Source organism: Pseudoclavibacter sp. VKM Ac-2867 (assembly GCF_015351275.1).
Lineage (GTDB): Bacteria > Actinomycetota > Actinomycetes > Actinomycetales > Microbacteriaceae > Pseudoclavibacter.
On record NZ_JADKSL010000020.1, the window covers coordinates 48,786 to 70,301 of the forward strand.

The 21,516-nt window shown below is 67.8% G+C and carries 23 protein-coding genes and 2 tRNA genes; 18 read left to right on the forward strand and 7 right to left on the reverse strand.

Annotation, left to right across the window (positions count from 1 at the left end):
• Window positions 1-123 precede the first annotated feature (123 nt).
• Together ITJ67_RS16505 and orn are read right to left on the reverse strand one after the other, a co-directional pair.
• A tRNA-His gene (locus ITJ67_RS16505) sits at window positions 124-199 on the reverse strand.
• Between the two features lie 49 nt (window positions 200-248).
• Window positions 249-869, reverse strand: a complete 621-nt coding sequence (gene orn, locus ITJ67_RS16510; protein ID WP_194678365.1) for an oligoribonuclease — start codon at window positions 867-869, stop codon at window positions 249-251.
• Between the two features lie 79 nt (window positions 870-948).
• On the opposite strand from orn, the gene ITJ67_RS16515 reads away from it, so the two are divergent.
• The 3 genes from ITJ67_RS16515 (at window position 949) to ITJ67_RS16525 (ending at window position 3,441) form a co-directional block, all read left to right on the forward strand.
• Window positions 949-1,021 (forward strand) — tRNA-Arg (locus ITJ67_RS16515).
• 52 nt (window positions 1,022-1,073) lie between these two features.
• Window positions 1,074-2,231, forward strand: coding sequence for a GDSL-type esterase/lipase family protein (locus tag ITJ67_RS16520; RefSeq protein ID WP_194678366.1), 1,158 nt, complete (start codon window positions 1,074-1,076; stop codon window positions 2,229-2,231).
• Window positions 2,232-2,274: 43 nt separating this feature from the next.
• Window positions 2,275-3,441, forward strand: coding sequence for a hypothetical protein (locus ITJ67_RS16525; protein ID WP_194678367.1), 1,167 nt, complete (start codon window positions 2,275-2,277; stop codon window positions 3,439-3,441).
• 24 nt (window positions 3,442-3,465) lie between these two features.
• Here ITJ67_RS16525 and ITJ67_RS20330 read toward each other — a convergent pair whose 3' ends face one another.
• Entirely contained in the window at window positions 3,466-4,188 is a 723-nt protein-coding gene (locus tag ITJ67_RS20330; protein ID WP_194678368.1) for a CPBP family intramembrane glutamic endopeptidase, read from the reverse strand.
• 67 nt (window positions 4,189-4,255) lie between these two features.
• Between ITJ67_RS20330 and ITJ67_RS16535 the strand changes: the two genes are divergently transcribed.
• The 7 genes from ITJ67_RS16535 to nadE all read left to right on the forward strand — a co-directional run bounded on the left by ITJ67_RS16535 (window position 4,256) and on the right by nadE (window position 11,696).
• Window positions 4,256-4,840, forward strand: coding sequence for a TetR/AcrR family transcriptional regulator (locus ITJ67_RS16535; protein WP_194678369.1), 585 nt, complete (start codon window positions 4,256-4,258; stop codon window positions 4,838-4,840).
• Window positions 4,841-5,004: 164 nt separating this feature from the next.
• Entirely contained in the window at window positions 5,005-7,665 is a 2,661-nt protein-coding gene (locus ITJ67_RS16540) for an aminotransferase class I/II-fold pyridoxal phosphate-dependent enzyme (RefSeq protein ID WP_228503188.1), read from the forward strand.
• 135 nt (window positions 7,666-7,800) lie between these two features.
• Window positions 7,801-8,010, forward strand: a complete 210-nt coding sequence (locus tag ITJ67_RS16545; RefSeq protein WP_194678371.1) for a heavy-metal-associated domain-containing protein — start codon at window positions 7,801-7,803, stop codon at window positions 8,008-8,010.
• A 1-nt stretch (window position 8,011) separates the two neighbouring features.
• Entirely contained in the window at window positions 8,012-8,191 is a 180-nt protein-coding gene (locus ITJ67_RS16550; protein ID WP_194678372.1) for a hypothetical protein, read from the forward strand.
• Window positions 8,188-10,467 (forward strand): heavy metal translocating P-type ATPase, encoded by a 2,280-nt coding sequence (locus tag ITJ67_RS16555; protein WP_194678373.1) that lies wholly within the window; start codon window positions 8,188-8,190, stop codon window positions 10,465-10,467. Before ITJ67_RS16550 ends, ITJ67_RS16555 begins: the two co-directional genes overlap by 4 nt.
• Window positions 10,464-10,778 carry a metal-sensitive transcriptional regulator gene (locus ITJ67_RS16560; protein WP_104330982.1) on the forward strand — a complete coding sequence of 105 codons (315 nt, stop codon included), beginning with the start codon at window positions 10,464-10,466 and terminating at the stop codon, window positions 10,776-10,778. The genes ITJ67_RS16555 and ITJ67_RS16560 overlap by 4 nt, the downstream gene beginning before the upstream one ends.
• A gap of 96 nt (window positions 10,779-10,874) precedes the next feature.
• Window positions 10,875-11,696: an ammonia-dependent NAD(+) synthetase gene (gene nadE, locus ITJ67_RS16565; protein WP_194678374.1), complete on the forward strand. Its 822-nt coding sequence runs from the start codon at window positions 10,875-10,877 to the stop codon at window positions 11,694-11,696.
• Window positions 11,697-11,740: 44 nt separating this feature from the next.
• Here the strand turns inward: nadE and ITJ67_RS16570 are convergent, their stop codons facing one another.
• Window positions 11,741-12,025 (reverse strand): hypothetical protein, encoded by a 285-nt coding sequence (locus ITJ67_RS16570; RefSeq protein ID WP_104240738.1) that lies wholly within the window; start codon window positions 12,023-12,025, stop codon window positions 11,741-11,743.
• Between the two features lie 96 nt (window positions 12,026-12,121).
• Between ITJ67_RS16570 and msrA the strand changes: the two genes are divergently transcribed.
• From msrA to ITJ67_RS16595, 5 genes are all read left to right on the forward strand, one after another.
• Complete coding sequence (gene msrA, locus ITJ67_RS16575) at window positions 12,122-12,643, forward strand: peptide-methionine (S)-S-oxide reductase MsrA (protein ID WP_104330985.1); 522 nt, start codon at window positions 12,122-12,124, stop codon at window positions 12,641-12,643.
• Window positions 12,644-12,841: 198 nt separating this feature from the next.
• Window positions 12,842-13,375 carry a single-stranded DNA-binding protein gene (locus ITJ67_RS16580; protein ID WP_194678375.1) on the forward strand — a complete coding sequence of 178 codons (534 nt, stop codon included), beginning with the start codon at window positions 12,842-12,844 and terminating at the stop codon, window positions 13,373-13,375.
• A gap of 49 nt (window positions 13,376-13,424) precedes the next feature.
• Window positions 13,425-13,880, forward strand: coding sequence for a DUF6993 domain-containing protein (locus ITJ67_RS16585; RefSeq protein ID WP_194678376.1), 456 nt, complete (start codon window positions 13,425-13,427; stop codon window positions 13,878-13,880).
• A 46-nt stretch (window positions 13,881-13,926) separates the two neighbouring features.
• Window positions 13,927-15,609 carry an energy-dependent translational throttle protein EttA gene (ettA, locus tag ITJ67_RS16590; protein ID WP_104330988.1) on the forward strand — a complete coding sequence of 561 codons (1,683 nt, stop codon included), beginning with the start codon at window positions 13,927-13,929 and terminating at the stop codon, window positions 15,607-15,609.
• 115 nt (window positions 15,610-15,724) lie between these two features.
• Complete coding sequence (locus ITJ67_RS16595; protein WP_194678377.1) at window positions 15,725-16,222, forward strand: acyl-CoA thioesterase; 498 nt, start codon at window positions 15,725-15,727, stop codon at window positions 16,220-16,222.
• Between the two features lie 53 nt (window positions 16,223-16,275).
• Here ITJ67_RS16595 and ITJ67_RS16600 read toward each other — a convergent pair whose 3' ends face one another.
• Window positions 16,276-17,250: an acyl-CoA thioesterase gene (locus ITJ67_RS16600; protein ID WP_194678378.1), complete on the reverse strand. Its 975-nt coding sequence runs from the start codon at window positions 17,248-17,250 to the stop codon at window positions 16,276-16,278.
• Between the two features lie 53 nt (window positions 17,251-17,303).
• Here ITJ67_RS16600 and ITJ67_RS16605 point away from each other — a divergent pair, with 53 nt between their 5' ends.
• A complete protein-coding gene (locus tag ITJ67_RS16605) occupies window positions 17,304-18,020 on the forward strand; it encodes a hypothetical protein (protein WP_160070590.1) in 717 nt (238 codons plus the stop codon).
• Between the two features lie 77 nt (window positions 18,021-18,097).
• A complete protein-coding gene (gdhA, locus tag ITJ67_RS16610; RefSeq protein ID WP_194678379.1) occupies window positions 18,098-19,444 on the forward strand; it encodes an NADP-specific glutamate dehydrogenase in 1,347 nt (448 codons plus the stop codon).
• Between the two features lie 40 nt (window positions 19,445-19,484).
• Here the strand turns inward: gdhA and ITJ67_RS16615 are convergent, their stop codons facing one another.
• Both ITJ67_RS16615 and ITJ67_RS16620 read right to left on the reverse strand, forming a co-directional pair.
• Window positions 19,485-19,937 carry a globin gene (locus ITJ67_RS16615; protein WP_194678380.1) on the reverse strand — a complete coding sequence of 151 codons (453 nt, stop codon included), beginning with the start codon at window positions 19,935-19,937 and terminating at the stop codon, window positions 19,485-19,487.
• Window positions 19,937-20,863 (reverse strand): mechanosensitive ion channel family protein, encoded by a 927-nt coding sequence (locus tag ITJ67_RS16620; protein WP_160070588.1) that lies wholly within the window; start codon window positions 20,861-20,863, stop codon window positions 19,937-19,939. The genes ITJ67_RS16615 and ITJ67_RS16620 overlap by 1 nt, the downstream gene beginning before the upstream one ends.
• A 108-nt stretch (window positions 20,864-20,971) precedes the next feature.
• Between ITJ67_RS16620 and ITJ67_RS16625 the strand changes: the two genes are divergently transcribed.
• Window positions 20,972-21,451, forward strand: a complete 480-nt coding sequence (locus tag ITJ67_RS16625; RefSeq protein ID WP_374953225.1) for a glutathione peroxidase — start codon at window positions 20,972-20,974, stop codon at window positions 21,449-21,451.
• Window positions 21,452-21,516: the final 65 nt, after the last annotated feature.

Consider the following 21,516-nt stretch of genomic DNA (forward strand, 5'->3'; position numbering starts at 1 on the left):
GAACTTTGCGGCGACGCGGGCGGTGATGTGGCCACATTGTGTTCAGACGAGCGGCCGCACCGACGACGAAGGCCCCAAGTTCCCCAGCACTTGAAAGTGCAGGGAACTCGGGGCCTTCCAACATGGGGTGAGTAACGGGGCTTGAACCCGCGGCCTCCTAGACCACAACCAGGCGCTCTACCAGCTGAGCTATACCCACCATGTCTGTCGCACTCGTGCTCTCGCTCGCCTGCGACTACGAGAGTCTATTACAGATTTTGGGCGAAGTCGTTCACCACTTCTGCTGCGACCTCTCGAAGCTCCTCGCTGGTCGGTCCGGGCTCGGGCACGAGCACCGCCTTGCGGTAGTACTTGAGCTCGCGGATCGACTCCAGGATGTCGGCCTTCGCGCGGTGGCCGCCGTCCTTGTCGGGGGAGTGGAAGTACACGCGGGGGAACCAGCGGCGCGACAGCTCCTTCAGCGTGGAGACGTCGACGTTGCGGTAGTGGAGGTGCTGGTCGACCTCTGGCATGTACTTCGCGAGGAACATGCGATCGGTGCCGATGGTGTTGCCCGCAAGCGGCGCCGTGTTGGGCACGGGGACGTGCTTCTTCAGGTACGCGAGCAGCTGCGCCGTCGCGGTCTCGAGGCTGGCGCCGTTGGGGATCTCCTCGATCAGCCCAGACGTGGTGTGCATCTGCGTCACGAACTCACCCATGTTGGCCATCGCCGCGTCGCTCGCCGCGATCACGATCTCGAAGCCCTCGTCGAGGATGTTCAGGTCGCTGTCGGTGACAAAAGCGGCGACCTCGACCAGCTCGTCGATGGACGGGTCGAGGCCTGTCATCTCGCAGTCGATCCAGACGAGACGTTCCTGAGCAATAGGCATGAGGGACATCGTAGTGATTCCCCACGTTTCGCGGCGGCCAGTGCACCCTTTCGTGGCCCGCTATGCTGGCTGGGATCGCGCCCCAGTAGCTCAGTGGATAGAGCAACGGCCTTCTAATCCGTCGGTCGCAGGTTCGAATCCTGCCTGGGGCACCCTTCTCCGCAGCTCCTCGGCCCGGCCGACCTCGATTCCGGAGGCATTCTCGTGAACGTCACCCCGCTCTCTCCCCAGTTCGTGCGCGGCGCCGCGGAACTCGAGCAGACCGACCGGGGCGTTCGGCCCCACCGGCTGCCCGAGGCAGTCCGGTTGCAGTTCCCGGATCCGCAGTTGCTCCTGGTGGAGGCTCAGCCCTCGGGGGCTCGCGTGGTCTTCGATACGGCGGCCGCAAGCGTCGCGCTCGAGCTGCACCCCACGAGATCCGCCTACGCCGGCATCGAACGTCCCCGCGGGCGCGTGGACGTCTTCGTCGACGGCACGCGGCTCGTCAGCGACGAGCTGACGGGCGGCGACGCCGTCGAGGTCGACCTGCAGACCGGGGCGACGTCGTTCCACGCGGGCGCGACGCACACGACGACGATCTCGGGGCTCGCGGCGGGCGAGATGAAGCGAGTCGAGTTCTGGCTTCCGCACAACGAGTCGGTCGAGCTGGTCGAGCTGCGCTCGGACGCACCGCTTGAGCCGGTCACGTCGGCGGGCCCGGTGTGGCTGCACCACGGCAGCTCCATTAGCCACGGTTCGAATGCGTCCGCCCCGAGCGACATCTGGCCGGCCGTCGCGGCCCGCCGAGCTGGCGTCGAGCTCCTGAACCTCGGGCTCGGCGGCAGCGCGATGGTCGATCCGTTCCTCGCCCGCGTCCTGCGGGACACGCCCGCGGACTTCATCAGTGTGAAACTCGGCATCAACGTCGTGAACGTCGACGCGATGCGCATCCGAGCGTTCGTGCCCGCCGTCCACGGCTTCCTCGATACGATCCGGGACGGGCATCCAGACACCCCGATCGTGCTCATCTCGCCGGTCTTCTGCGGCATCCACGAGCACACGCCCGGCCCTGGAGCGCTCGACCCGGAATCGCTCAGGGTCGGACGCGTGAAGTTCCTGGCTACAGGCACCCCGGGGGACGAGTCGCAGGGGCGCCTCACTCTCAGCGTGATCCGGCGCGAGCTCGCCTCGCTCGCCGAACGCCGTGCTGCCGACCCGAAGCTGTACTTCCTCGAGGGCACCGAGCTCTACGGTGAAGCGGATGCGGAGCTGCTGCCGCTTCCCGACGACCTGCACCCTGGGCCCGAAGCCCACCAGCTCATGGGCGAACGCTTCGCGGCGTACGCGTTCTCACCCTCCGGTCCGTTCCGGCAGCTGTCCTGACCGCAGAAGGCGCGTCTCCGAGGCGCGCCTGGCACGATGAAGCATGCCCTCTCGACTGCGGATGATCTTGGACGCGCTCACGCTCTCCGAACGCGATGCGCCGGTCAGGTCGCTGGCCGAGGCGTTCGGGGGCGCCCCTGTCTGGGTGTCTGAGGTGCTGGTGGGGGAGCCGGCCGTGCGGTCGCGGCGGCTGCGGTTTGCCTCTGGTGGGGAGCTGATCCTGCAGGACGATGCGCTCGTCGCGGTGATCCTGCACGCGGTGCCCACCGCCCACTCGCCATCGGCGATCGACCTGTCCGAGTGGCTCGAGGGCGCCCACAACGCGGCGACGCTCGACGACCTCAAGAAGGTCATCGCCGGACGCCGCCGCTTCGCCGGGCTCGGCACCCCCTACTTCGAGCTCGACGCTGGATACGCGCGGGCGGAATTCCGCGACCGCCGCGGCTGGAATGACCCAGGCAACCTCGTTGCGCTCGTCTTCACACTCGAGCAGCCGGGCCTCGTCGTCCGCCCTGAAGACGATCTCTGCCCCAGCTGCAGCGGCCTCGTCGTGCGCGACAGGGTGGGCGCCTGTGACCTCGAGCGCACCGTCGAAGCGATCGCGGAGGCGCTCGCGGCCGGCCACCTCCAGGAGAGCGCCAGCTGGGTGCGCCTGTCGGATCTTCGCCCCCTCCACACCTCCGGCCTCATGGAGCGTGTCGAGAGCCAGCTGGCCTGCCTCACGTGCCGCCGCCTCCTGTGCGTCACGCTCGTTCGTGGCGGCGCCCCGGTCGTGAGCCACCTCGCGCTCGACCAGGCGCAGCGGCACCTGCTCGGCGCGATCCCGCCGGTCGAGCAGTGGGGCGACGCGGCACGCATCGCGGAAGAACGAGCCGCCATGCGCTACGTCGACCACGAGCCCGGGCGCTGGTTCCTCGTCGCGCAAGGCGAGCGGCTGTACCTCGACGCGAGGTACGTGGTGACGAACATGGTCGACGACTCCGCCCTGATCTGCCTCGACGAGGACGAGCTCGAGCAGTACCGCCTCGCGGGTCGCACGTACCTCAGTGAGCTCGCAGAGCGAATCCACAACGGGCCGCCCCACCGTGAGTCCTCGCCCTACTTCTCCCGTGATCTCCGGCGAGGTCCGGAGGGCGCCGCCTATCGCGAGGCGGTGAGCCGGGCCATCGTCAATCACACGTGGCTGGCGGGGCGCCGCCAGCACGGCTAGCCCGCCGCGCCATCGGCTGGGGTCTCAGAGCTTCGCCAGCACGGTCGGGATGAGGATCGGCGCGTTGATCAGGAAGTGGAGGAGCATCGTCGCCACGAGGTTGCGACGGATGAGGGTGAACGCGACGAGCGCCAGGGTGCCGACGAGCTGATGGAACAGCCAGCTCGGCCCGAAGAACACCACATGGGGCGCGATGAAGATCATGAGGCTCACCGCCGCGCCGATCCACCGCGAGTGCAGGAGCGAGCCGAGACGCTCCTGCAGGTAGCCGCGGAAGGCCACCTCCTCCGTGACGGCGGCGGTGACGATGAGCAGCAGGACCCCGGCGATGCTCATGCTCGTGATCGTGGCGACACCGCTGTTCTCCTCCTGCGGGGCCACGAGGCTGGCGATCCAGGACCACGCCATGACGCCCCCGAAGGCGTAGAAGGCCCACTCGATGTCCTTGCTGGTGGGCTTCGTGATGAGCAGTGAGGCAAGCCCCCGACGCTCGCCCCAGAGCACGAGTGCGATCAGGAGGACCGCCCCGAGCCATTTCCAGGCGTTGCTCGACGCGGGTCCCGCCATTCCCAGTCGCAGGTCGATGCCTGCCAGTTCCGGAACCGGCGGGCCGTTGTAGATGACCCAGAACAGCAGGAGCCCCGCGAGGAAGATCCAGCCGTCACGCGCCCGCGGTTCGAACGTCGGCGTGCCAATGCCGCCGCGCGCCGCGGGTCTGTCGATTCGCTCCTCCGTCGTTTCGCTCACGCTCTAGAGTAAACACTCTAGAGTGAACGCTCTACATCGGTTTCGAGAAGATGGCGGGAGGCAGCTGATGGCGGCACGCACCGGAGGAACGCGCACAGCGATCATCGAGGCAGGCTCCGAGCTCATCGCCGAGCTCGGCTACGCGGGGGCGACGACGGCACGGATCTGCGCACGGTCCGGTGTCTCGTCCGGAACCTTCTTCCACCACTTCCCGACGAAGCTGCACCTCCTGGTCGGCATCCTCGAGGCGGATGCAGCGCAGTCGCGCACCCGGTTCGCAGCGCTCGCGGAACGCGCCCCGGACGACCCGCGAGGTGCGCTGCTCGCCTGGCTCGACCTGCTGCTCGAAGAGGCGAGCGATCCGCACCTCGCCGGTTTTGTCGCCGGCCTGAGCGCAGCACCGAGCGATCAGCGCGTCGAGCAGCTGCTCGAGGAATTCGCGTCGAGACAGCAGGACACGCTCGAGGCGATCATCACGGCGGGGCAGCGCGAGCGGCTGTGGCGCTCGGATATCACGAGCGACCGGCTCGCCCTGTGGGTCGGGGTGATCGCCGACGGGGTCCTGACGCGCAGCGTCGAGGACACGACCTTCGACGCATCGGGTGCGGCTGACGAGCTGCATGATCTGATCCGCCGCTACCTGGCGCCGTAGGCACGGTTCGGTCGCAATTCGTCGCGTGGCCGAGAAGCGTCCGGTGCTCTGGAAGAATGGCGAGCGTGACGAGCTTCGATGCCGCAGGTCTCCACGATTCCGCCAATACCGCGATCGACGCTGATCGTCGCGCCTCCGGTCACAGCCTGGAACGAGATCCGGGCATGCCGACCAGCACCTGGCGCCTGCGCAGCGACGCGTGGGAGTACCTCCGGTTCGCGATCAAGCGCCTCGAGTCGGGGCACGAGACATCGAGCATCCTGGATGCAGACGGCGAGATCTCGCGAAACCTCCGCGCGCTCGAGACGCTCGAGCTCTACTGGGCGGGCTTCGGGCAGCGCTACGTCGCAGAGATCCGCGAGTCGCTCGACAAGGGCGAGTACTCGACTGCCCTCGAGCGCATCGGCCGGGTCGTGAGTCGGCTGCGGGGCACGAGCATCCCTGCCGACCATCGCGAGGACCGCCTCGACGAGGCGGAGCGTGCAGAGCTGCAGGATGACGCCGACCCTCGGCCCCGCTTCGAAGTGCTCCTCGTCGACGAGACGACCACCGCAGACCGGGACGCGCTTCGCGCCGACATCCTGAAGCTCCGCAGCGCCGCGGACGCGTTCGTGTACGACTACGTGATCGTGCCGTCGGCGGACGACGCCGTCGCGGCCGTGCTCACGAACCCGAACATCCTCGCCGTCATCATCCGCCCCGGCTTCAGCGACCGCAGCCAGCAGCGCCTCAGCCGCGACATGCGCGAGACCATCGAGCTGGCCCACGTCGACTCGGCCGGGACCACGGCGACGTCGCGCTCGAGCCTCGCCTCGGTGCAGCGCGTGCTCGGGCTCGCCGACACGCTCAACACCCTCCGGCCCGAGCTCGACCTGTACCTCGTCGCGGGCGCGCACATCGAAGACCTCGCCGGCGTGCTCACGAGACGCTTCCGCCGCGTGTTCCTGCGCGAGGATCAGCTCGAGCTGCACCTGTCGCTGCTGCGGCGCGTCTCCCACCTCTACGACACCCCGTTCTTCACCGCGATCCAGGAGCACGCCAGGCGCCCAGCCGGTGTGTTCCACGCCCTGCCGATCTCGCGCGGCGGGTCGGTGGTCACCTCGAAGTGGATCACGGACCTCGTCGACTTCTACGGCCTCAACCTCCTGCTCGCCGAGACGAGCGCCACCTCGGGCGGCCTCGATTCGCTGCTCGCCCCAGTCGGAGCGATCAAGAAGTCGCAGGAGCTCGCGGCCCGCGCGTTCGGGGCGAAGCACACGTTCTTCGTCACGAACGGCACCTCAACGGCCAACAAGATCGTGCACCAGGCGCTCGTCTCGCCCGGCGACATCGTGCTCGTCGACCGCAACTGCCACAAGTCGCACCACCACGCGCTCATGCTCACCGGTGCCCGCACGGCCTACCTCGAGGCGTACCCGCTCAACGAGTTCGCCTTCTACGGGGCGGTGCCGCTCGACCGCATCAAGCAGCTCCTGCTCGACTACCGCGCAGCGGGGCGCCTCGACGAGGTGCGCCTCGTGACGCTCACCAACTGCACCTTCGACGGCATCGTCTACGACCCGGAGCGGGTCATGGCGGAGTGCCTCGCCATCAAGCCGGACCTCGTGTTCCTCTGGGACGAAGCCTGGTTCGCGTTCGCCGCGTTCCACCCCATCACGCGCCGGCGCACCGCGATGGCGGCAGCAAAGCACCTCGAGGATCGGCTGGCCACCACCGCGCACGCGACGGCCTACCAGGAGCAGCGCGCACGCCTCTTCGACCCCGAGACGGGCGAGCCTGCCGCCGACGAGGTGTGGCTCGCCGAGCGGCTCCTGCCTTCCCCGGATGCACGGATCCGGGTCTACGCGACGCAGTCGACCCACAAGACCCTCACTGCGCTGCGTCAGGGCTCGATGATCCACGTCTACGACAAGGACTGGTACCGAGAGGCGGAGGAGCCGTTCCACGAGGCGTACATGACGCACACCTCGACGTCGCCGAACTATCAGATCCTCGCCTCGCTCGACCTCGGGCGACGCCAGGTGGAGTTGGAGGGGTTCGAGCTCGTCCAGCGTCAGCTGGATCTGGCGACGAGTATCGCGCAGGCCATCGCGCGTCACCCGCTGCTGCGCCGGACCTTCCGTGTGCTGTCCGGCCACGATCTGATCCCGGCCGAGAATCGCGCCAGCATGAGACCCATGCCGCACCGAGACGGGTTCTCGACGATGTGGCAGGCGTGGGAGGAAGACGAGTTCGTCGTCGACCCGAGCCGGATCACGGTGGAGATCTCGCGCACGGGTGTCGACGGTGACACGTTCAAGCACGAGCACCTCATGGATCGCTATGGCATCCAGGTCAACAAGACGAGCCGCAACACGGTGCTGTTCATGACGAACATCGGCACTTCCCGCAGTTCCGTCGGCTACCTCATCGAGGTGCTCGTGAAGCTCGCGGAGCGCTTCGAGGAGGAGTCCCAGGCTCGGGAGATCGATGGCGAGCGTCCCGCGCCCGCGCCGATGCCGCCGCTGCCCGACTTCAGCGCGTTCGCGCCCGAGTACGCCTCAGCTGATGGGCTCCCGGACGGTGACCTGCGGACGGCGTTCTTCCGGGGCCAGCGCCGCGCGAACATCGAGCACCTCAGCCACGCCCAGCTCGCCGAACGGGTCAGGGGAGGTGCCTCGCCGATCTCCGCGGGCTTCGTCACGCCGTACCCGCCAGGGTTCCCCGTGCTCGTGCCAGGACAGCTCGTCACCGATGAGGTGCTCGACTTCATGGCCGTCCTCGATACGCGCGAGATCCACGGCTACGACCCGCTGCGCGGCTACCGGATCCTGCGCGAAGACTGATCTGCGCACTCCTCGGCCGGCTGTTCTCAGTCGTCGCCGGGTTCTGAATCTGAGCCTGGGAATACCTGCCAGGGGTATACGGTTACACACACCGTACATACCCCCAGGGGGCACTGCCCCGGCAAGGAGATCAGGATGACCACCACCACGTACCAGGTCACGGGCATGACCTGCGCCCACTGCGAGCGCGCCGTCACCCAGGAGGTCAGCGACCTCGCGGGCGTCGCGGGCGTCGACGTCTCGGCCGAGACCGGGCGCCTTGTCGTCGAGAGCGCAGAGCCCCTCGACGATGCGGCCGTGATCGCCGCCGTCGACGAGGCCGGCTACGCAGCGACCAGGGCCTGACGTGAACGTGCCGGTCAAGCTCAGCCTCTACGCCGCGCTCCTCGCGGCGGTCTTCGGCGCGGCCTTCTTCACGGCGCAGCTCGCTGTCGACGCAGACCTGGCTGACGACTGGCGCCCACAGATCCACCAGACTCCGGACGAGCACTCCGAAGCCCCCGAGCACGGAGAGGGAGAACGATGAACACGACCACCGACATCGAGCTCGAGATCGGCGGCATGACCTGCGCCTCCTGCGCCATGCGCATCGAGAAGAAGCTCAACAAGCTGGATGGCGTCACCGCATCCGTCAACTACGCGACCGAGAAGGCCCGCGTCAGCGCACCGGATGGGCTCGACCCGCAATCCCTCATCGACGAAGTCGAGAAGACGGGCTACACCGCCGCGCTGCCGACTCCGGAAGCGGCGGAACCGAGCGAGGGGTCTGCGGATGCTGATCCCGAGCTCGCGAGCCTGCGCCAGCGACTCATCGGCAGCATCGTGCTCTCCGTCCCCGTGATCCTGCTCGCCATGATCCCCGCCTTCCAGTTCACCTACTGGCAGTGGGCCTCGCTCGCACTCGCCGCCCCGGTCATCGTCTGGGGAGCCTGGCCCTTCCACAGGGCGGCCTGGATGAACCTCCGCCACGGCAGCGCGACGATGGACACGCTCATCTCGGTCGGCACGCTCGCCGCCTTCGCGTGGTCGCTCTACGCACTCTTCCTCGGCACGGCGGGCGAGGCGGGCATGAAGCACCCGTTCGAGCTCACCATCGCCCCCTCCGACGGCGCGGCCAACATCTACCTCGAGGTCGCCGCCGGCGTCACGATGTTCGTGCTCGCCGGTCGCTACTTCGAGAAGCGATCCAAGCGACAGGCCAGTGCGGCCCTCCGTGCTCTCCTCGAGCTCGGCGCGAAGGACGTCGCCGTCCTGCGTGGGGGAGCGGAGACCCGCATCGCGATCAGCGAGCTGCGCGTCGGCGACGAGTTCGTCGTGCGCCCCGGCGAGAAGATCGCCACAGACGGGGTCGTCACGGGCGGCCGCTCCGCCGTCGACGCCTCGATGCTCACCGGCGAGTCAGTCCCCGTCGAGGTCGTCGAGGGCGACCGTGTCGTCGGTGCGACGATCAACGCGGGTGGGCGCCTCGTGGTTCGAGCGACGAAGGTCGGCGGCGATACGCAGCTCGCGCAGATGGCGAAGCTCGTCGAAGATGCCCAGACCGGCAAGGCCGAGGTCCAGCGACTGGCTGACCGCATCTCTGGCGTCTTCGTCCCCATCGTCATCGTCATCTCCGTCGCGACCCTCGGGGCCTGGCTCGGCGCCGGCTTCCCCGCCGCGGCTGCCTTCACCGCGGCCGTCGCCGTGCTCATCATCGCTTGCCCGTGCGCGCTCGGCCTCGCGACCCCCACGGCGCTGCTCGTCGGCACGGGACGCGGCGCGCAGCTCGGCATCCTCATCAAAGGCCCAGAGATCCTCGAGTCCACGCGCCGAGTCGACACAATCGTGCTCGACAAGACCGGCACGGTCACGAGCGGCAAGATGGCCCTCGTCGGGGCGTGGAGCGCGGATGGCGTCTCGAGAGGCGACCTCCTCAGGCTCGCGGGGGCGCTCGAATCCGCGTCGGAGCACCCCATCGCTCGTGCGCTCGCGGTCGGGGCCGCAGCAGAGGTCGGCCCGCTGCCTGCCGTCGATTCCTTCCAGAACCACGAGGGCACCGGAGTGCAGGGCATCGTCGATGGCCACCTCGTCGTCATCGGACGCGAGCAGCTGCTCGCCGACTGGGCCATAGAGCTGGGCGAGGAGCTGGCGACTCGTAAGCGCGAGGCCGAGGCCCTCGGGCAGACGACCGTCATCGTCGCCTGGGACGGTGAGGCGCGCGGCGTGCTCTCCGTGGCCGACACCATCAAGCCGACGAGCGAGCGTGCCATCGCCGAGCTGCGCCGCCTCGGGCTTGCCCCGGTGCTGCTGACCGGCGACAACTCCACCGTCGCGAAGCAGGTCGCGGCCGCAGTCGGCATCGATGAGGTCATCGCCGAGGTGCTGCCCCAGGAGAAGGTCGATGTGATCCGCCGCCTGCAGGGTGAGGGGCGCGTCGTCGCGATGGTCGGAGACGGCGTCAACGACGCGGCGGCACTCGCCCAAGCCGACCTCGGTCTCGCCATGGGAACGGGATCGGACATCGCCATCGAGGCGGCCGACGTCACGCTCGTGCGCGACGACCTCCTCGCCGCGGTGGATGCGATCCGCCTCTCCCGTCGCACGCTCGGCACCATCAAGGGCAACCTCTTCTGGGCGTTCGCCTACAACGTCGCGGCAATCCCGCTCGCGGCGCTCGGCATGCTCAACCCCATGCTCGCAGGCGCGGCCATGGCATTCTCGAGCGTGTTCGTCGTCGGCAACAGCCTTCGGCTTCGCGCCTTCCGAGGCCTCGAAGCTCCGAGCGCCACTCCCGAGCCCACACCACGAAAGGCAGCATCATGAGCGAGACCACCGAAGCGGGCGGCCACGCCCACCACGGCTACATCGAGGACAAGAGCAGGTACCTGACTCGACTCAAGCGCATCGAGGGGCAGGCGAGGGGCATCCACCGGATGGTCGACGAGGAGCAGTACTGCATCGACATCCTCACCCAGATCTCCGCGATCACCTCCGCCCTCGAGAACGTCGCGCTCGGCCTCATGGACGACCACCTGAAGCACTGCGTCGCCGACGCCGTGAGGCTCGGCGGAGCCGAAGGCGAGCAGAAGCTCAAGGAAGCATCCGATGCCATCGCCCGTCTCGTGCGCAGCTGAGCGGCCTCACTTCGGGCCGAGGAATCGACGCTCAAGGCGCTTGCCCCTGAAAATGACTCCCCACCGAAACAGGCGCTCGCTAGGATCGTTCGCACCATGAGCGCACAACAGGAAATCATCACGGCCCTCGGCGTCAAGCCGGTCATCGATCCAGCGGCGGAGATTCGGGATCGAATCGCGTTCATGCGCGACTACCTGCTCGCAAGCGGCTCCAAGGGTCTTGTGCTCGGCATCAGCGGTGGCCAGGACTCGTCACTGCTCGGCAAGCTCGCCCAGCTCGCCGTCGAGCAGATCCGCGCGGAGGGCGGCGAGGCGACGTTCGTCGCGGTCCGCTTGCCGCACGGCGTCCAGGCCGACGAAGACGACGCTCAGCTTGCGCTGGACTTCATCGAGCCAGACGAGCGCATCAGCTTCGACATCAAGCCGGCGACCGACGGCCTCCAGCATGCATTCCTGCAAGCCATGGGCCGTGCCATCACTGATTTCAACAAGGGCAACTCCAAGGCTCGTCAGCGCATGGTCGCGCAGTACGCCATCGCGGGTGAGCGTGGCTTCCTCGTGCTGGGCACCGACCACGCGGCCGAAGCCGTCACGGGGTTCTTCACGAAGTACGGCGACGGCGGCACCGACCTGAATCCCCTTGCGGGGCTCACGAAGGGCCAGGGGCGCCTGCTGCTCGAAGAGCTCGGTGCCCCGGAGCGGCTGTACGTGAAGGCGCCCACCGCCGACCTGCTCGATGAGACGCCGGGGCAGACCGACGAGGCGAACCTCGGTCTCAGCTACACCCAGATCGACACCTACCTCACGGGTGGGGAAGTCGATGTCGAGACGGCAGCCCGCATCGAAGCCCTTTATCGCAAGACCGAGCACAAGCGTCAGCTGCCGGTGCTGCCGACCGATACCTGGTGGCGAGACTGAGGGTTCTCGGCGACGACGCCTCCTCGGGGTGAGGGCGGTGGTGCTCAGAGGTAGCGGAACGCCTTCACCGCCTCGGGGAAGTCGGAGAACTCGTCGAGCGTAAGGAACGTGGTGGTCGTGCGGCTCATGCGGGTCGCTGCGTAGACCACGCCAGAGCCGCGCGGGTGCTCCTCGACGTAGCCGCGCACCGCTCCGTTGGACCCCGTGATGCGCCACCGCGCGGCGTGGACCTGAGTGGCGGTCAGCTCGGCGAAACGCTGGGTGAATGGTCCGGTGCGGGGCGCCAGAACGGGAGCTTGCGTGGGCTGGGTCAGCTGCGTCGTGAACATGAGGTCAGGCTAGGAGCGACCACCGACATTCTTCGTCCGGTGCCGTGTTCGCGCAGGGCTCAGCCAAGTTCTCGCGCACCGGCGTAGCCTTGCCGCATGACCGAATTCGTGCTTGCAGGTGGCTGCTTCTGGTGTCTCGATGCCGTGTACAGGAACGTCAAAGGCGTCAGCGATGTGATCTCCGGCTACACGGGTGGTGAGCACCCGAAGCCCGACTACGAGCTCGTGTGCACCGGCACGACCGGGCACGCCGAGGCGGTGCGCGTCGTCTTCGACGAGGACGTGGTGCCGGCTGATGTCATCCTCGATATCTTCTTCACGCTCCACGACCCCCGCCAGCTCAACCGACAGGGGAACGACGTCGGCACCCAGTACCGCTCGGCGATGTACTACGCCGACGACGCCCAGCGGGAGCTTTTCGAAGCCGCGCGCGACCGTGCCGATGAGCTCTGGGGCGGCGGCATCGTCACCGAGATCTCGCCACTCGGCCAGTACTTCGATGCCGAGGACTACCACCAGGACTTCTTCGCGAAGAACCCGGGCCAGGGCTACTGCAACTTCGTCGCCGTGCCCAAGGTCAACAAGGTGCGCGCGAAGTTCACGCAGTACATGCTCTGACCTCCTCGGCCCTCTGCAGATCTCCTCGGCACTCTGCCGACAAGGCGCCTGTGCACGCTATGCCGTGCACAGGCGCCTTTCCCATGGACACGATCATCTCCTCCCAGCTCGACACTGGTGCCACGATCCGGCGCGGAGCTCCCGGCACGAGCGCCGCGCCGGATCGCATCGCATCGCATCGAGATCCAAGGGGGAGACATGCACGACCACATCACGCTCATCGGAAACCTCGGCAGCAAGCCCGAGCTGACGACGACGCCGAGCGGGCAGCTCGTCGTGAACTTCCGCATCGCCACCAACTCTCGTCGCCTGAACCGGGCGACGAACAGCTGGGAGGATGTCGACCCCAACTGGTACGACGTGGCCGCGTGGGGAGACCTCGCGACGCACGCGGAGAAATCGCTCGAGAAGGGGCAGCGGGTGATCGTCGTCGGCAAGCTCCGGATGCGCAGGTTCGACTCGCAGAACGGGCCTCGCACGAAGCACGAGGTGGTGGCGGATGCGCTCGGTCACGACCTCACGGCGGGCTCCTCGACGTTCGCGAAGCGTCTGCGCGTGCGCCAGGATGAGGGCGGCGCTGACCAGCGGCAGCGAGTCGGCGGGGCGCAGGGGCACGGAGGAATGCAGGGCGAGGCCCCGCCGGAAGCAGATGAACCGGCGCCAGCACCTGACGAGGTGGAGTGGCACAAGCCGCCCGTCTCCGAGGAGAGCGAGTACCAGCCGCCCTTCTGAGCGCCCGGCCACCTACACTGGTGACCGCCCCGTCCGAGAAAGGTCACGAATGCGCCGTTACGCTCTCATCGCCCCAGTGGCTCTGGTGGCGGCGCTGGCGCTGGCGGGATGCTCGTCGCAAGAGGCGCAGCCACCGGCCGAGACGACCGCGGCCGCCGAGGCGACGCAAGCGCCACCCGCGACCTTCGTTACCGATGGAACGGCGAGCGACAACAAGCCGATCTTCGATGAGACGAACCTGCAGACGATCGCGACCAATGGCTCAGCGAGCTCCGTCGAGCTCGTCGACGGGCTCACCGCGATCGGCTTCGACAAGGCCGCCATGGAAGTCACGTTCGACCGCACGAACGTCGATCTCGAAGCCGACTACATCATCGTCTCCGTGAAGATCGGCGAGGAGTGCCTCGTCGGCCAACGCGGCCCGCGCGGCTACACCTCGGACATCGTCGCCCCCGTCAGCACGGGCAAATGCCTCATCGGACTCACACAGCCCATCACCTGGTAGCGAAGCGCCGCGCGCCGAGTGCCAACCAACTCCTAGACTGGAACCCATGGCCGAGTACATTTATCAGATGATCCGCGCCCGCAAGGCGGTCGGAGACAAGCTCATTCTCGACGACGTGACGATGTCGTTCCTCCCAGGTGCCAAGATCGGCATGGTCGGCCCCAATGGGGCCGGTAAGTCCACGATCCTCAAGATCATGGCTGGCCTCGACACCCCCTCGAACGGCGACGCGACCCTCAGCCCGGGCTTCACGGTCGGCATCCTCATGCAGGAGCCGGAGCTCGACGAGACGAAGACGGTTCGCGAGAACGTCGAACTCGGCGTCGCCGAGACGAAGGCGAAGCTCGACCGCTTCAACGAGATCTCAGCCCTCATGGCGGAACCCGACGCCGACTTCGACGCGCTCATGGAAGAGATGGGCACCCTCCAGGAGTACATCGACCACGTCGATGCCTGGGACCTCGACTCGCAGCTCGAGCAGGCGATGGACGCCCTCCGCCTCCCACCGGGAGACGCCGACGTCAGCGTCCTGTCGGGTGGTGAGAAGCGCCGCGTCGCGCTCTGCAAGCTCCTGCTCGAGAAGCCCGACCTGCTGCTCCTCGACGAGCCCACGAACCACCTCGACGCCGAGAGCGTGCTCTGGCTCGAGCAGCACCTCCAGAAGTACCCAGGCGCAGTCATCGCCATCACGCACGACCGGTACTTCCTCGACCACGTCGCCCAGTGGATCGCCGAGATCGACCGCGGCCGCCTCCACGGCTACGAGGGCAACTACTCGAGCTACCTCGAGAAGAAGCAGGAGCGTCTCAAGGTCCAGGGCAAGAAGGACCAGAAGCTCGCGAAGCGCCTCGAAGAGGAGCTCGCCTGGGTGCGCACCAACGCCAAGGGCCGCCAGGCCAAGTCGAAGGCGCGCCTCGCCCGCTACGAGGAGATGGCTTCCGAGGCCGAGCGCACCAGGAAGCTCGACTTCGAGGAGATCCAGATCCCCGCTGGCCCCCGCCTCGGCAGCATCGTCCTCGAGGCCAACAAGCTGAAGAAGGGCTTCGGCGAGCGAGTTCTCATCGACGGGCTCAGCTTCTCGCTGCCCCGCAACGGCATCGTCGGCATCATCGGACCGAACGGCGTCGGCAAGACGACGCTCTTCAAGTCGATCGTCGGCTTCGAAGAGCTCGACGGTGGCGAGCTCAAGATCGGCGAGACGGTCAAGCTCTCCTACGTCGACCAGTCCCGCGGCGGCATCGACCCCGAGAAGAACGTGTGGGAGGTCGTCTCCGACGGCTTCGACTACATGCAGGTCGGGAACGTCGAGATCCCGTCACGGGCCTACGTCTCCACCTTCGGGTTCAAGGGACCAGACCAGCAGAAGAAGGCAGGCGTGCTCTCCGGTGGTGAGCGCAACCGCCTCAACCTGGCGCTCACCCTCAAGCAGGGCGGCAACCTGCTGCTGCTCGACGAGCCCACGAACGACCTCGACGTCGAAACGCTCTCGAGCCTCGAGAACGCGCTGCTCGAGTACCCCGGCTGCGCCGTGGTCATCACGCACGACCGGTGGTTCCTCGACCGCATCGCCACGCACATCCTCGCCTACGAGGGCACCGAGGAAGACCCGAGCCACTGGCACTGGTTCGAGGGCAACTTCGAGGGCTACGAGGAGAACAAGATCGAGCGCCTCGGCCCGGACGCGGCGAAGCCGTCGCGGATGACCTACCGCAAGCTCACGAGGGACTAGTCCCACCAGGAACCCCGGGGTCGCACAGCGCGACCCCGGGGTTTCCTCGTCCCACCCCGCCAGACGATGTCGGCTCGCGCCGGCGCCAAGCAGACCCGAAGGACCACCGACTCCGATGCGCTTCCACGTTCCCACGCTCCTCCGCTGGAGCGACCTCGACGCCTACAACCACGTCAACAACTCGCGTGTGCTCACCCTCCTCGAGGAAGCGCGAGTCCGCGCCTTCTGGAACATCGGTGCATCCAACGACGAAGAGCGCCCCCTCGCGATCATCGACGCGGCCGCGGAGGGTGGCGACACGCTCACCCTCATCGCCCGCAACGAGATCGAGTACCTCGCCCCGATCCCGTATTCCACGAAGCCCCTCGACGTGCAGCTGTGGATCTCCAAGATGGGCGCCGCCAGCGCGGAGGTCGACTACGAGATCTGGAGCCCCGAAGACGCGCAGCCAGAGAGCGGCGAACGCACGAAGTACGTCATCGCGTCCTCGACGCTCGTGTTCATCGACGCGGCGACCCAGCGGCCGCGGCGCATCAACGACCGCGAACGCGACGCATGGACCGCCTACCTCGACGAGCCCCTCACGTTCCGCGGCGGCCGCAGCAACGCCTGACCCGGGCGCGGGGCGCTCCGTGGCCTCCCGTCCCGGGCGCCCGGCGCTGCGGTTCAGCTGCGCTTGCGGCGAACCATGCCCTCCTGGGCCACCGTAGCGACCAGCGCGCCGTCACGCGAGAACAGCTGGCCTCGCGAGAGGCCACGCCCGCCGCGCGCGACCGGGGAGTCCTGCACATACAGCAGCCACTCGTCAGCCCGCGCATCCCGATGCCACCACACGCCGTGGTCGAGACTCGCAGCGCGCAGCCCCGGCGTCGACCAGGTCAGGCCGTGCCCACGCATGATGGGCTCGAGGATCGAGTAGTCGCTCGCGTACGCGATCGCCGCGCGGTGCAGCAGCGGGTCGTCCGGCATCCGCTCCACCGCCTTGATCCATACCGCCTGCGCCGGCGTCTGATCGGCGGCGGGCTCGAGGTACACGGGCCCGTTGACGTGCCGCATCGTGAACGGCCGCTTCATCAGCCAGTATGCGGCGAGGGACTCCGGCGCCTCAGCGCCGAGCGTCGCCTTCACCGTCTCGAGGAGATCAGCCTCACTCGGGAGGTCCTCCGGGTCGGGGATGCCCTCCGGCATCGACACCTCGTGCTCGAACCCATCGTCCACGTCTTGGAACGACGCGATCATCGACCAGATCGGCTGCCCGCTCTGGAAGGCGCTCACGGCACGCGTTGTGAACGAGTTCCCGTCGTGGATGCGGTCGACGGCGAACGTGATCGGCAGCTTCACGTCGCCGGGACGCAGGAAGTAGCCGTGCATGGAATGCACGGGGCGCTCACCCGACACGGTCCTGGCGGCCGCCACCAGCGACTGGGCCGCCACCTGGCCGCCGAACACGCGGCCGTGGGGCATCCACTGGCTCGGACCCGTGAAGATGTCGTCACGAGTGCGGGCACCCGTGTCGGTGAGGTCCAGCGTGTGCAGGAACGCTTCGAGCGGCGACAGCGCCTCCAGGGCGTCGAACGAGAGCGGCGCCGGCTGCTGCGGCGCGGGCGAGTGCGAGGGCGACTCGGGAACCAGATCTGCCATCTCAGCAGTCTAGGGACCCGCTGCCCCGGGAGAACTGAGTAGGTTAGAGGGCAATGTCTCCCGTTCTCCGCATCTCCGATCTGCACGCCGCACGCGACCTCGAATCGTTCCTCGGTCGAGCCGGTCGCATCGAAGACGGAGCCGTGCGCATCGTGCAGGCCGGCACGGTCGCGGCGTTCTGGGTTCCCGTGCTGCGACCGCAGGGGCTTCTCGACACCTCGCCGCTCGTGCTCGGCGTCCGCGCGCTGCGAGCCGAGCTCCAGGGGGCGGCTGACGACGACGTCCATGCGGGGGCGTTCGATGCGACCGTCCCCCTGCGGGGCCTCCTCGACCGCCTTGCTCGCCTTCGCTCGGCTGGCGGTGACGCCCCGTCAGGGGAAGCGGATGCGGCCGCCGGGTTCGACCTCGCCGTCCCGCCGGAGCGTCTGCGCGAATCGTGGGCGGGCATCGCGGCACCGACCGGAGGCTGGACGCTGGCAGGGGCGATGTCCGCGGCCACGCTCATCGCCGCCGCAGACCAGGGCATCGCCGAAGTCGCCGATGCCGTGCCAGGCAACCTGGGCACCGCGCTGGTCGAGCGCGTGCGCACGGAGGTCTGGACGCGCGTGATCGACGAGCAGAGCGGTCTCACGAGCGGAGCCGCCTTCGCCGCCCTCAGCCTCGGCTTCCTGCGCTCGGGTGAAGAGACCCGCATCCTCACCGCCGGAGCCTGGCTCCGACTCGAGACCACGCAGGGCAACGTGCTCCTGCGATCCAGCTCGGCACGCTGAACGCTGCCGTCGCCCACTGAGCGAGTCGATCGCTCAGCACCCGCGCACCCTGTGCGCCGCACCCCCGGAGGAAACCCATGGACCGCAGCATCGAACGGCTCAAGAAGGACATCTTCGCGAGCAACGCGGGGGAACCGGAGTTCCATCAGGCAGTGACCGAGGTGCTCGACACGCTCGGTCCAGTGCTCGAGCGCCACCCCGAGTACTTCGAGCTCGCGGTCATCCGCCGGTTGAGCGAGCCGGAACGGCAGATCATCTTCCGCGTGCCGTGGGTCGACGACAACGGGCACGTGCAGGTCAACCGCGGCTATCGTGTCGAGTTCAGCTCGGCGCTCGGCCCCTACAAGGGCGGCCTGCGCTTCCACCCGTCGGTGAACCTCGGGATCATCAAGTTCCTCGGCTTCGAGCAGATCTTCAAGAATGCCCTCACGGGCATGCCGATCGGCGGAGGGAAGGGTGGTGCCGACTTCGACCCACGCGGTCGCAGCGACCGCGAGATCATGGCGTTCTGCCAGTCGTTCATGTCTGAGCTGTACCGGCACATCGGCGAGCACACGGACGTGCCTGCAGGCGACATCGGCGTGGGCGGGCGCGAGATCGGCTACCTGTTCGGCCAGTACAAGCGCCTCACCAATCGCTTCGAGGCCGGTGTGCTGACGGGCAAGGGCATGACGTGGGGTGGGTCGCTGGTCCGCCCCGAGGCGACCGGCTATGGGACGGTGCTGTTCGCGCAGGAGATGCTCAAGACCAAGGGCGACGACCTCGACGGCAAGGAGGTCGCGGTCTCCGGTTCCGGCAACGTCGCGATCTACGCGATGGAGAAGGCCGTGGCGCTCGGAGCGAAGGTCGTCTCAGCCAGCGACTCCTCCGGTGCGGTGTATGACCCTGACGGCATCGACGTCGAGGTGCTCAAGCAGCTGAAGCTCGTCGAGCGGAAGCGCGTCGGGGCGTACGTCGACCGCGTTGGCGGGCGAGCGGAGGCGCTGTCGAGTGCCGCCGCGATGTGGCACGTTCCCGTCGACATCGCGCTGCCGTGCGCGACGCAGAACGAGCTCGATGGTGATGCCGCTGCGGCGCTGGTCAAGAACGGCGTGCGGGTCGTCGCCGAGGGGGCGAACATGCCGTGCACGAAGGAGGCCGCTGACCGATTCCGGGCGGAGGAGGGTGTCCTCTTCGGCCCGGGCAAGGCCGCCAACGCCGGCGGTGTCGCGACGAGTGCGCTCGAGATGCAGCAGAACGCGCAGCGCGACTCGTGGTCGTTCGAGTACACCGAGGCGCGTCTCGCGGAGATCATGCGCGACATCCACACGCGCTGCAGCGAGACGGCTGAGGAGTACGGGAAGCCGGGCGACTACGTGATCGGCGCGAACATCGCGGGCTTCTCGCGGGTCGTCGACGCGATGCTCGCGCAGGGCGTCGTCTAGCCGCGGCTGCGTCGGGCGACCACGGCTGTTCGGGCCGAGCTCAGGAGGCGGACTCGGCTCCGGGGCTCGGCTCGAAGGTGTTCACCATGGCAGTCGCCGCGCGGTCGAAGTAGTCGGCCATCTGCTGGCGGTGGATGGGGGAGAGGTCGAGCTGGTCCATGGCCGCGTGCATGTGCCGCAACCAGTGCTCTCTCGCCTCCGGGTTGATGTGGAACGCGTTGTGGCGCATCCGGAGCCGCGGATGTCCGCGTTCTGCGCTGTACTCGCTCGGCCCGCCGAAGTACTGGGCGAGGAAGTGGCCGAGTCGCCAGGTCGCCCCCTCGAGGTCGTCCTGCGGGTACATTCGCCACATGAGCTCGTCGTCGCGCACCCCCTCGTAGAACGCGTGGGCGAGCTTGTCGAAGGCGGGCATGCCGCCGATCTCGTCGTAGAGCGTCGGGGGAGCCGAGCCCCCGCCCTCTGAGGCTCGGAGGTGGATGGGGTTGTTCGTCATCAGGCACCTCCTCCGGCCGTCGGCTGGCCGTCAGTCCCCTCGAGCACGATCGCCTTCAGGGATGGCAGGTTGATATCGGCCGACTTTAGCGCGTCCTGAGTGCGGGCCCGCAGCTCTCGCTCCACTTCCCAGCGCGTGCCGGGGCGGACGCGGATGGTGAGGCGGAGGACAACAGCGTCTGAGGAGATGGACTCCATGCCCCACATCTCGGGTGTTCCGATGAAGTAGTCCATCCAGTCTGGGTCTTCCGTGAGCTCCTTCGCCGCATGGAGCATGACCCGCTCGACGTGCGCGCGGGAAGTCTCGTAGGGAACCGCAAGGTCGAACACGATGCGGTTCCAGCCCTGCGAGAAGCTGCCGACGCGCTGGATCTCGCCGTTGCGGACGAACCACAGCGTGCCCTCGACGTCGCGGATCTGCGTGATGCGCACGCCGACCTTCTCGACGACACCCGTCGCCTCGCCCATGTCGATGACGTCGCCGACACCGAGCTGATCCTCCATGACCATGAAGAGGCCGTTGAGGACGTCGCCCACGATGCGCTGCGCGCCGAAACCGAGACCGGCACCGACGGCCGCGCTCAGGAGGGAGAGGGACGCGAGGATGCCCGGGTCGATCTTCGCGATGATCATGACGATGAGGATGACCACGATGACGACGTTGACGATGTTCGTCAGCACCGACCCGATCGTGCGCGTGCGCTGCACCGTCCTGACAGCCGCGAGCGGCGAGCGGACCGAGATGGCCTGCGTGTCCGTCACCCCGCGCTTCTTCTTGACGCCGCTCACGATCTGCTTCACGGAGCGGTCGATGAGCCGCAGCAGGATCCACCGGAACACGAACGCCCCGAGGATGTAGAAGACGATCGTGATGGGGATGTCGAAGGGGGCGAGCGCGGTCGTGAGGGAAGTCCAGAATTCTGCCATAGCGCCTCGAGTGTAGGCGGATGCGCCTATCCGTCTCGTGTGAGCCCGATCCGAGCTGCGTCGACACGGAATAGGCGGGCGCCTCCTCCGGTTGCCACACCTATGAGCCTGAACGTGAACGACATCGAAGTCACCACCATCGACGGCGAGGCCAAGAAGCTCGCCACCTACGAGCCGGTGAAGCTCGTGGTCAACGTCGCCTCGAAGTGCGGCCTCTCGGGGCAGTACGAGAAGCTCGAGGAGCTGCAACGCCAGTACGGCGCGCAGGGCTTCACGGTGCTCGGATTCCCCAGCAACCAGTTCCTGCAGGAGTACTCCGACACCGACAAGATCAAGGAGTACTGCTCGCTCACGTGGGGCGTCAGCTTCCCCATGTTCGAGAAGGTCAAGGTCAACGGCCGGTCGCAGCATCCGCTGTACGCGGAGCTGACGAAGACTCCGGACGCGAATGGCAAGGCCGGCCGCGTGAGCTGGAACTTCGAGAAGTTCCTCATCGGACGCGACGGCAAGGTCACCCGCTTCCGCCCGACGACGGAGCCGGACGCTCCCGAGGTCGTCGCGGCGATCGAGGCGGCACTCGCCGAGTAGCGTCTCGACCGCAGCACACCGCCAGCTGCAACGCGAAGAGGACGCCTCCCATGGGAGGCGTCCTC

Coding starts and splice junctions, on each gene's coding strand:
- ITJ67_RS16525 (WP_194678367.1), top strand. CDS start 2,275: ATGCCCTCTCGACTGCGGATGATCTTGGACGCGCTCACGCTCTCCGAA.
- ITJ67_RS16595 (WP_194678377.1), top strand. CDS start 15,725: ATGCGCTTCCACGTTCCCACGCTCCTCCGCTGGAGCGACCTCGACGCC.
- ITJ67_RS16545 (WP_194678371.1), top strand. CDS start 7,801: ATGACCACCACCACGTACCAGGTCACGGGCATGACCTGCGCCCACTGC.
- ITJ67_RS16620 (WP_160070588.1), bottom strand. CDS start 20,863: ATGGCAGAATTCTGGACTTCCCTCACGACCGCGCTCGCCCCCTTCGAC.
- ettA (WP_104330988.1), top strand. CDS start 13,927: ATGGCCGAGTACATTTATCAGATGATCCGCGCCCGCAAGGCGGTCGGA.
- ITJ67_RS16580 (WP_194678375.1), top strand. CDS start 12,842: ATGCACGACCACATCACGCTCATCGGAAACCTCGGCAGCAAGCCCGAG.
- ITJ67_RS16585 (WP_194678376.1), top strand. CDS start 13,425: ATGCGCCGTTACGCTCTCATCGCCCCAGTGGCTCTGGTGGCGGCGCTG.
- ITJ67_RS16555 (WP_194678373.1), top strand. CDS start 8,188: ATGAACACGACCACCGACATCGAGCTCGAGATCGGCGGCATGACCTGC.
- ITJ67_RS16600 (WP_194678378.1), bottom strand. CDS start 17,250: ATGGCAGATCTGGTTCCCGAGTCGCCCTCGCACTCGCCCGCGCCGCAG.
- ITJ67_RS16535 (WP_194678369.1), top strand. CDS start 4,256: ATGGCGGCACGCACCGGAGGAACGCGCACAGCGATCATCGAGGCAGGC.
- ITJ67_RS16605 (WP_160070590.1), top strand. CDS start 17,304: ATGTCTCCCGTTCTCCGCATCTCCGATCTGCACGCCGCACGCGACCTC.
- orn (WP_194678365.1), bottom strand. CDS start 869: ATGCCTATTGCTCAGGAACGTCTCGTCTGGATCGACTGCGAGATGACA.
- gdhA (WP_194678379.1), top strand. CDS start 18,098: ATGGACCGCAGCATCGAACGGCTCAAGAAGGACATCTTCGCGAGCAAC.
- ITJ67_RS16615 (WP_194678380.1), bottom strand. CDS start 19,937: ATGACGAACAACCCCATCCACCTCCGAGCCTCAGAGGGCGGGGGCTCG.
- ITJ67_RS16570 (WP_104240738.1), bottom strand. CDS start 12,025: ATGTTCACGACGCAGCTGACCCAGCCCACGCAAGCTCCCGTTCTGGCG.
- ITJ67_RS16540 (WP_228503188.1), top strand. CDS start 5,005: ATGCCGACCAGCACCTGGCGCCTGCGCAGCGACGCGTGGGAGTACCTC.
- msrA (WP_104330985.1), top strand. CDS start 12,122: ATGACCGAATTCGTGCTTGCAGGTGGCTGCTTCTGGTGTCTCGATGCC.
- ITJ67_RS16560 (WP_104330982.1), top strand. CDS start 10,464: ATGAGCGAGACCACCGAAGCGGGCGGCCACGCCCACCACGGCTACATC.
- nadE (WP_194678374.1), top strand. CDS start 10,875: ATGAGCGCACAACAGGAAATCATCACGGCCCTCGGCGTCAAGCCGGTC.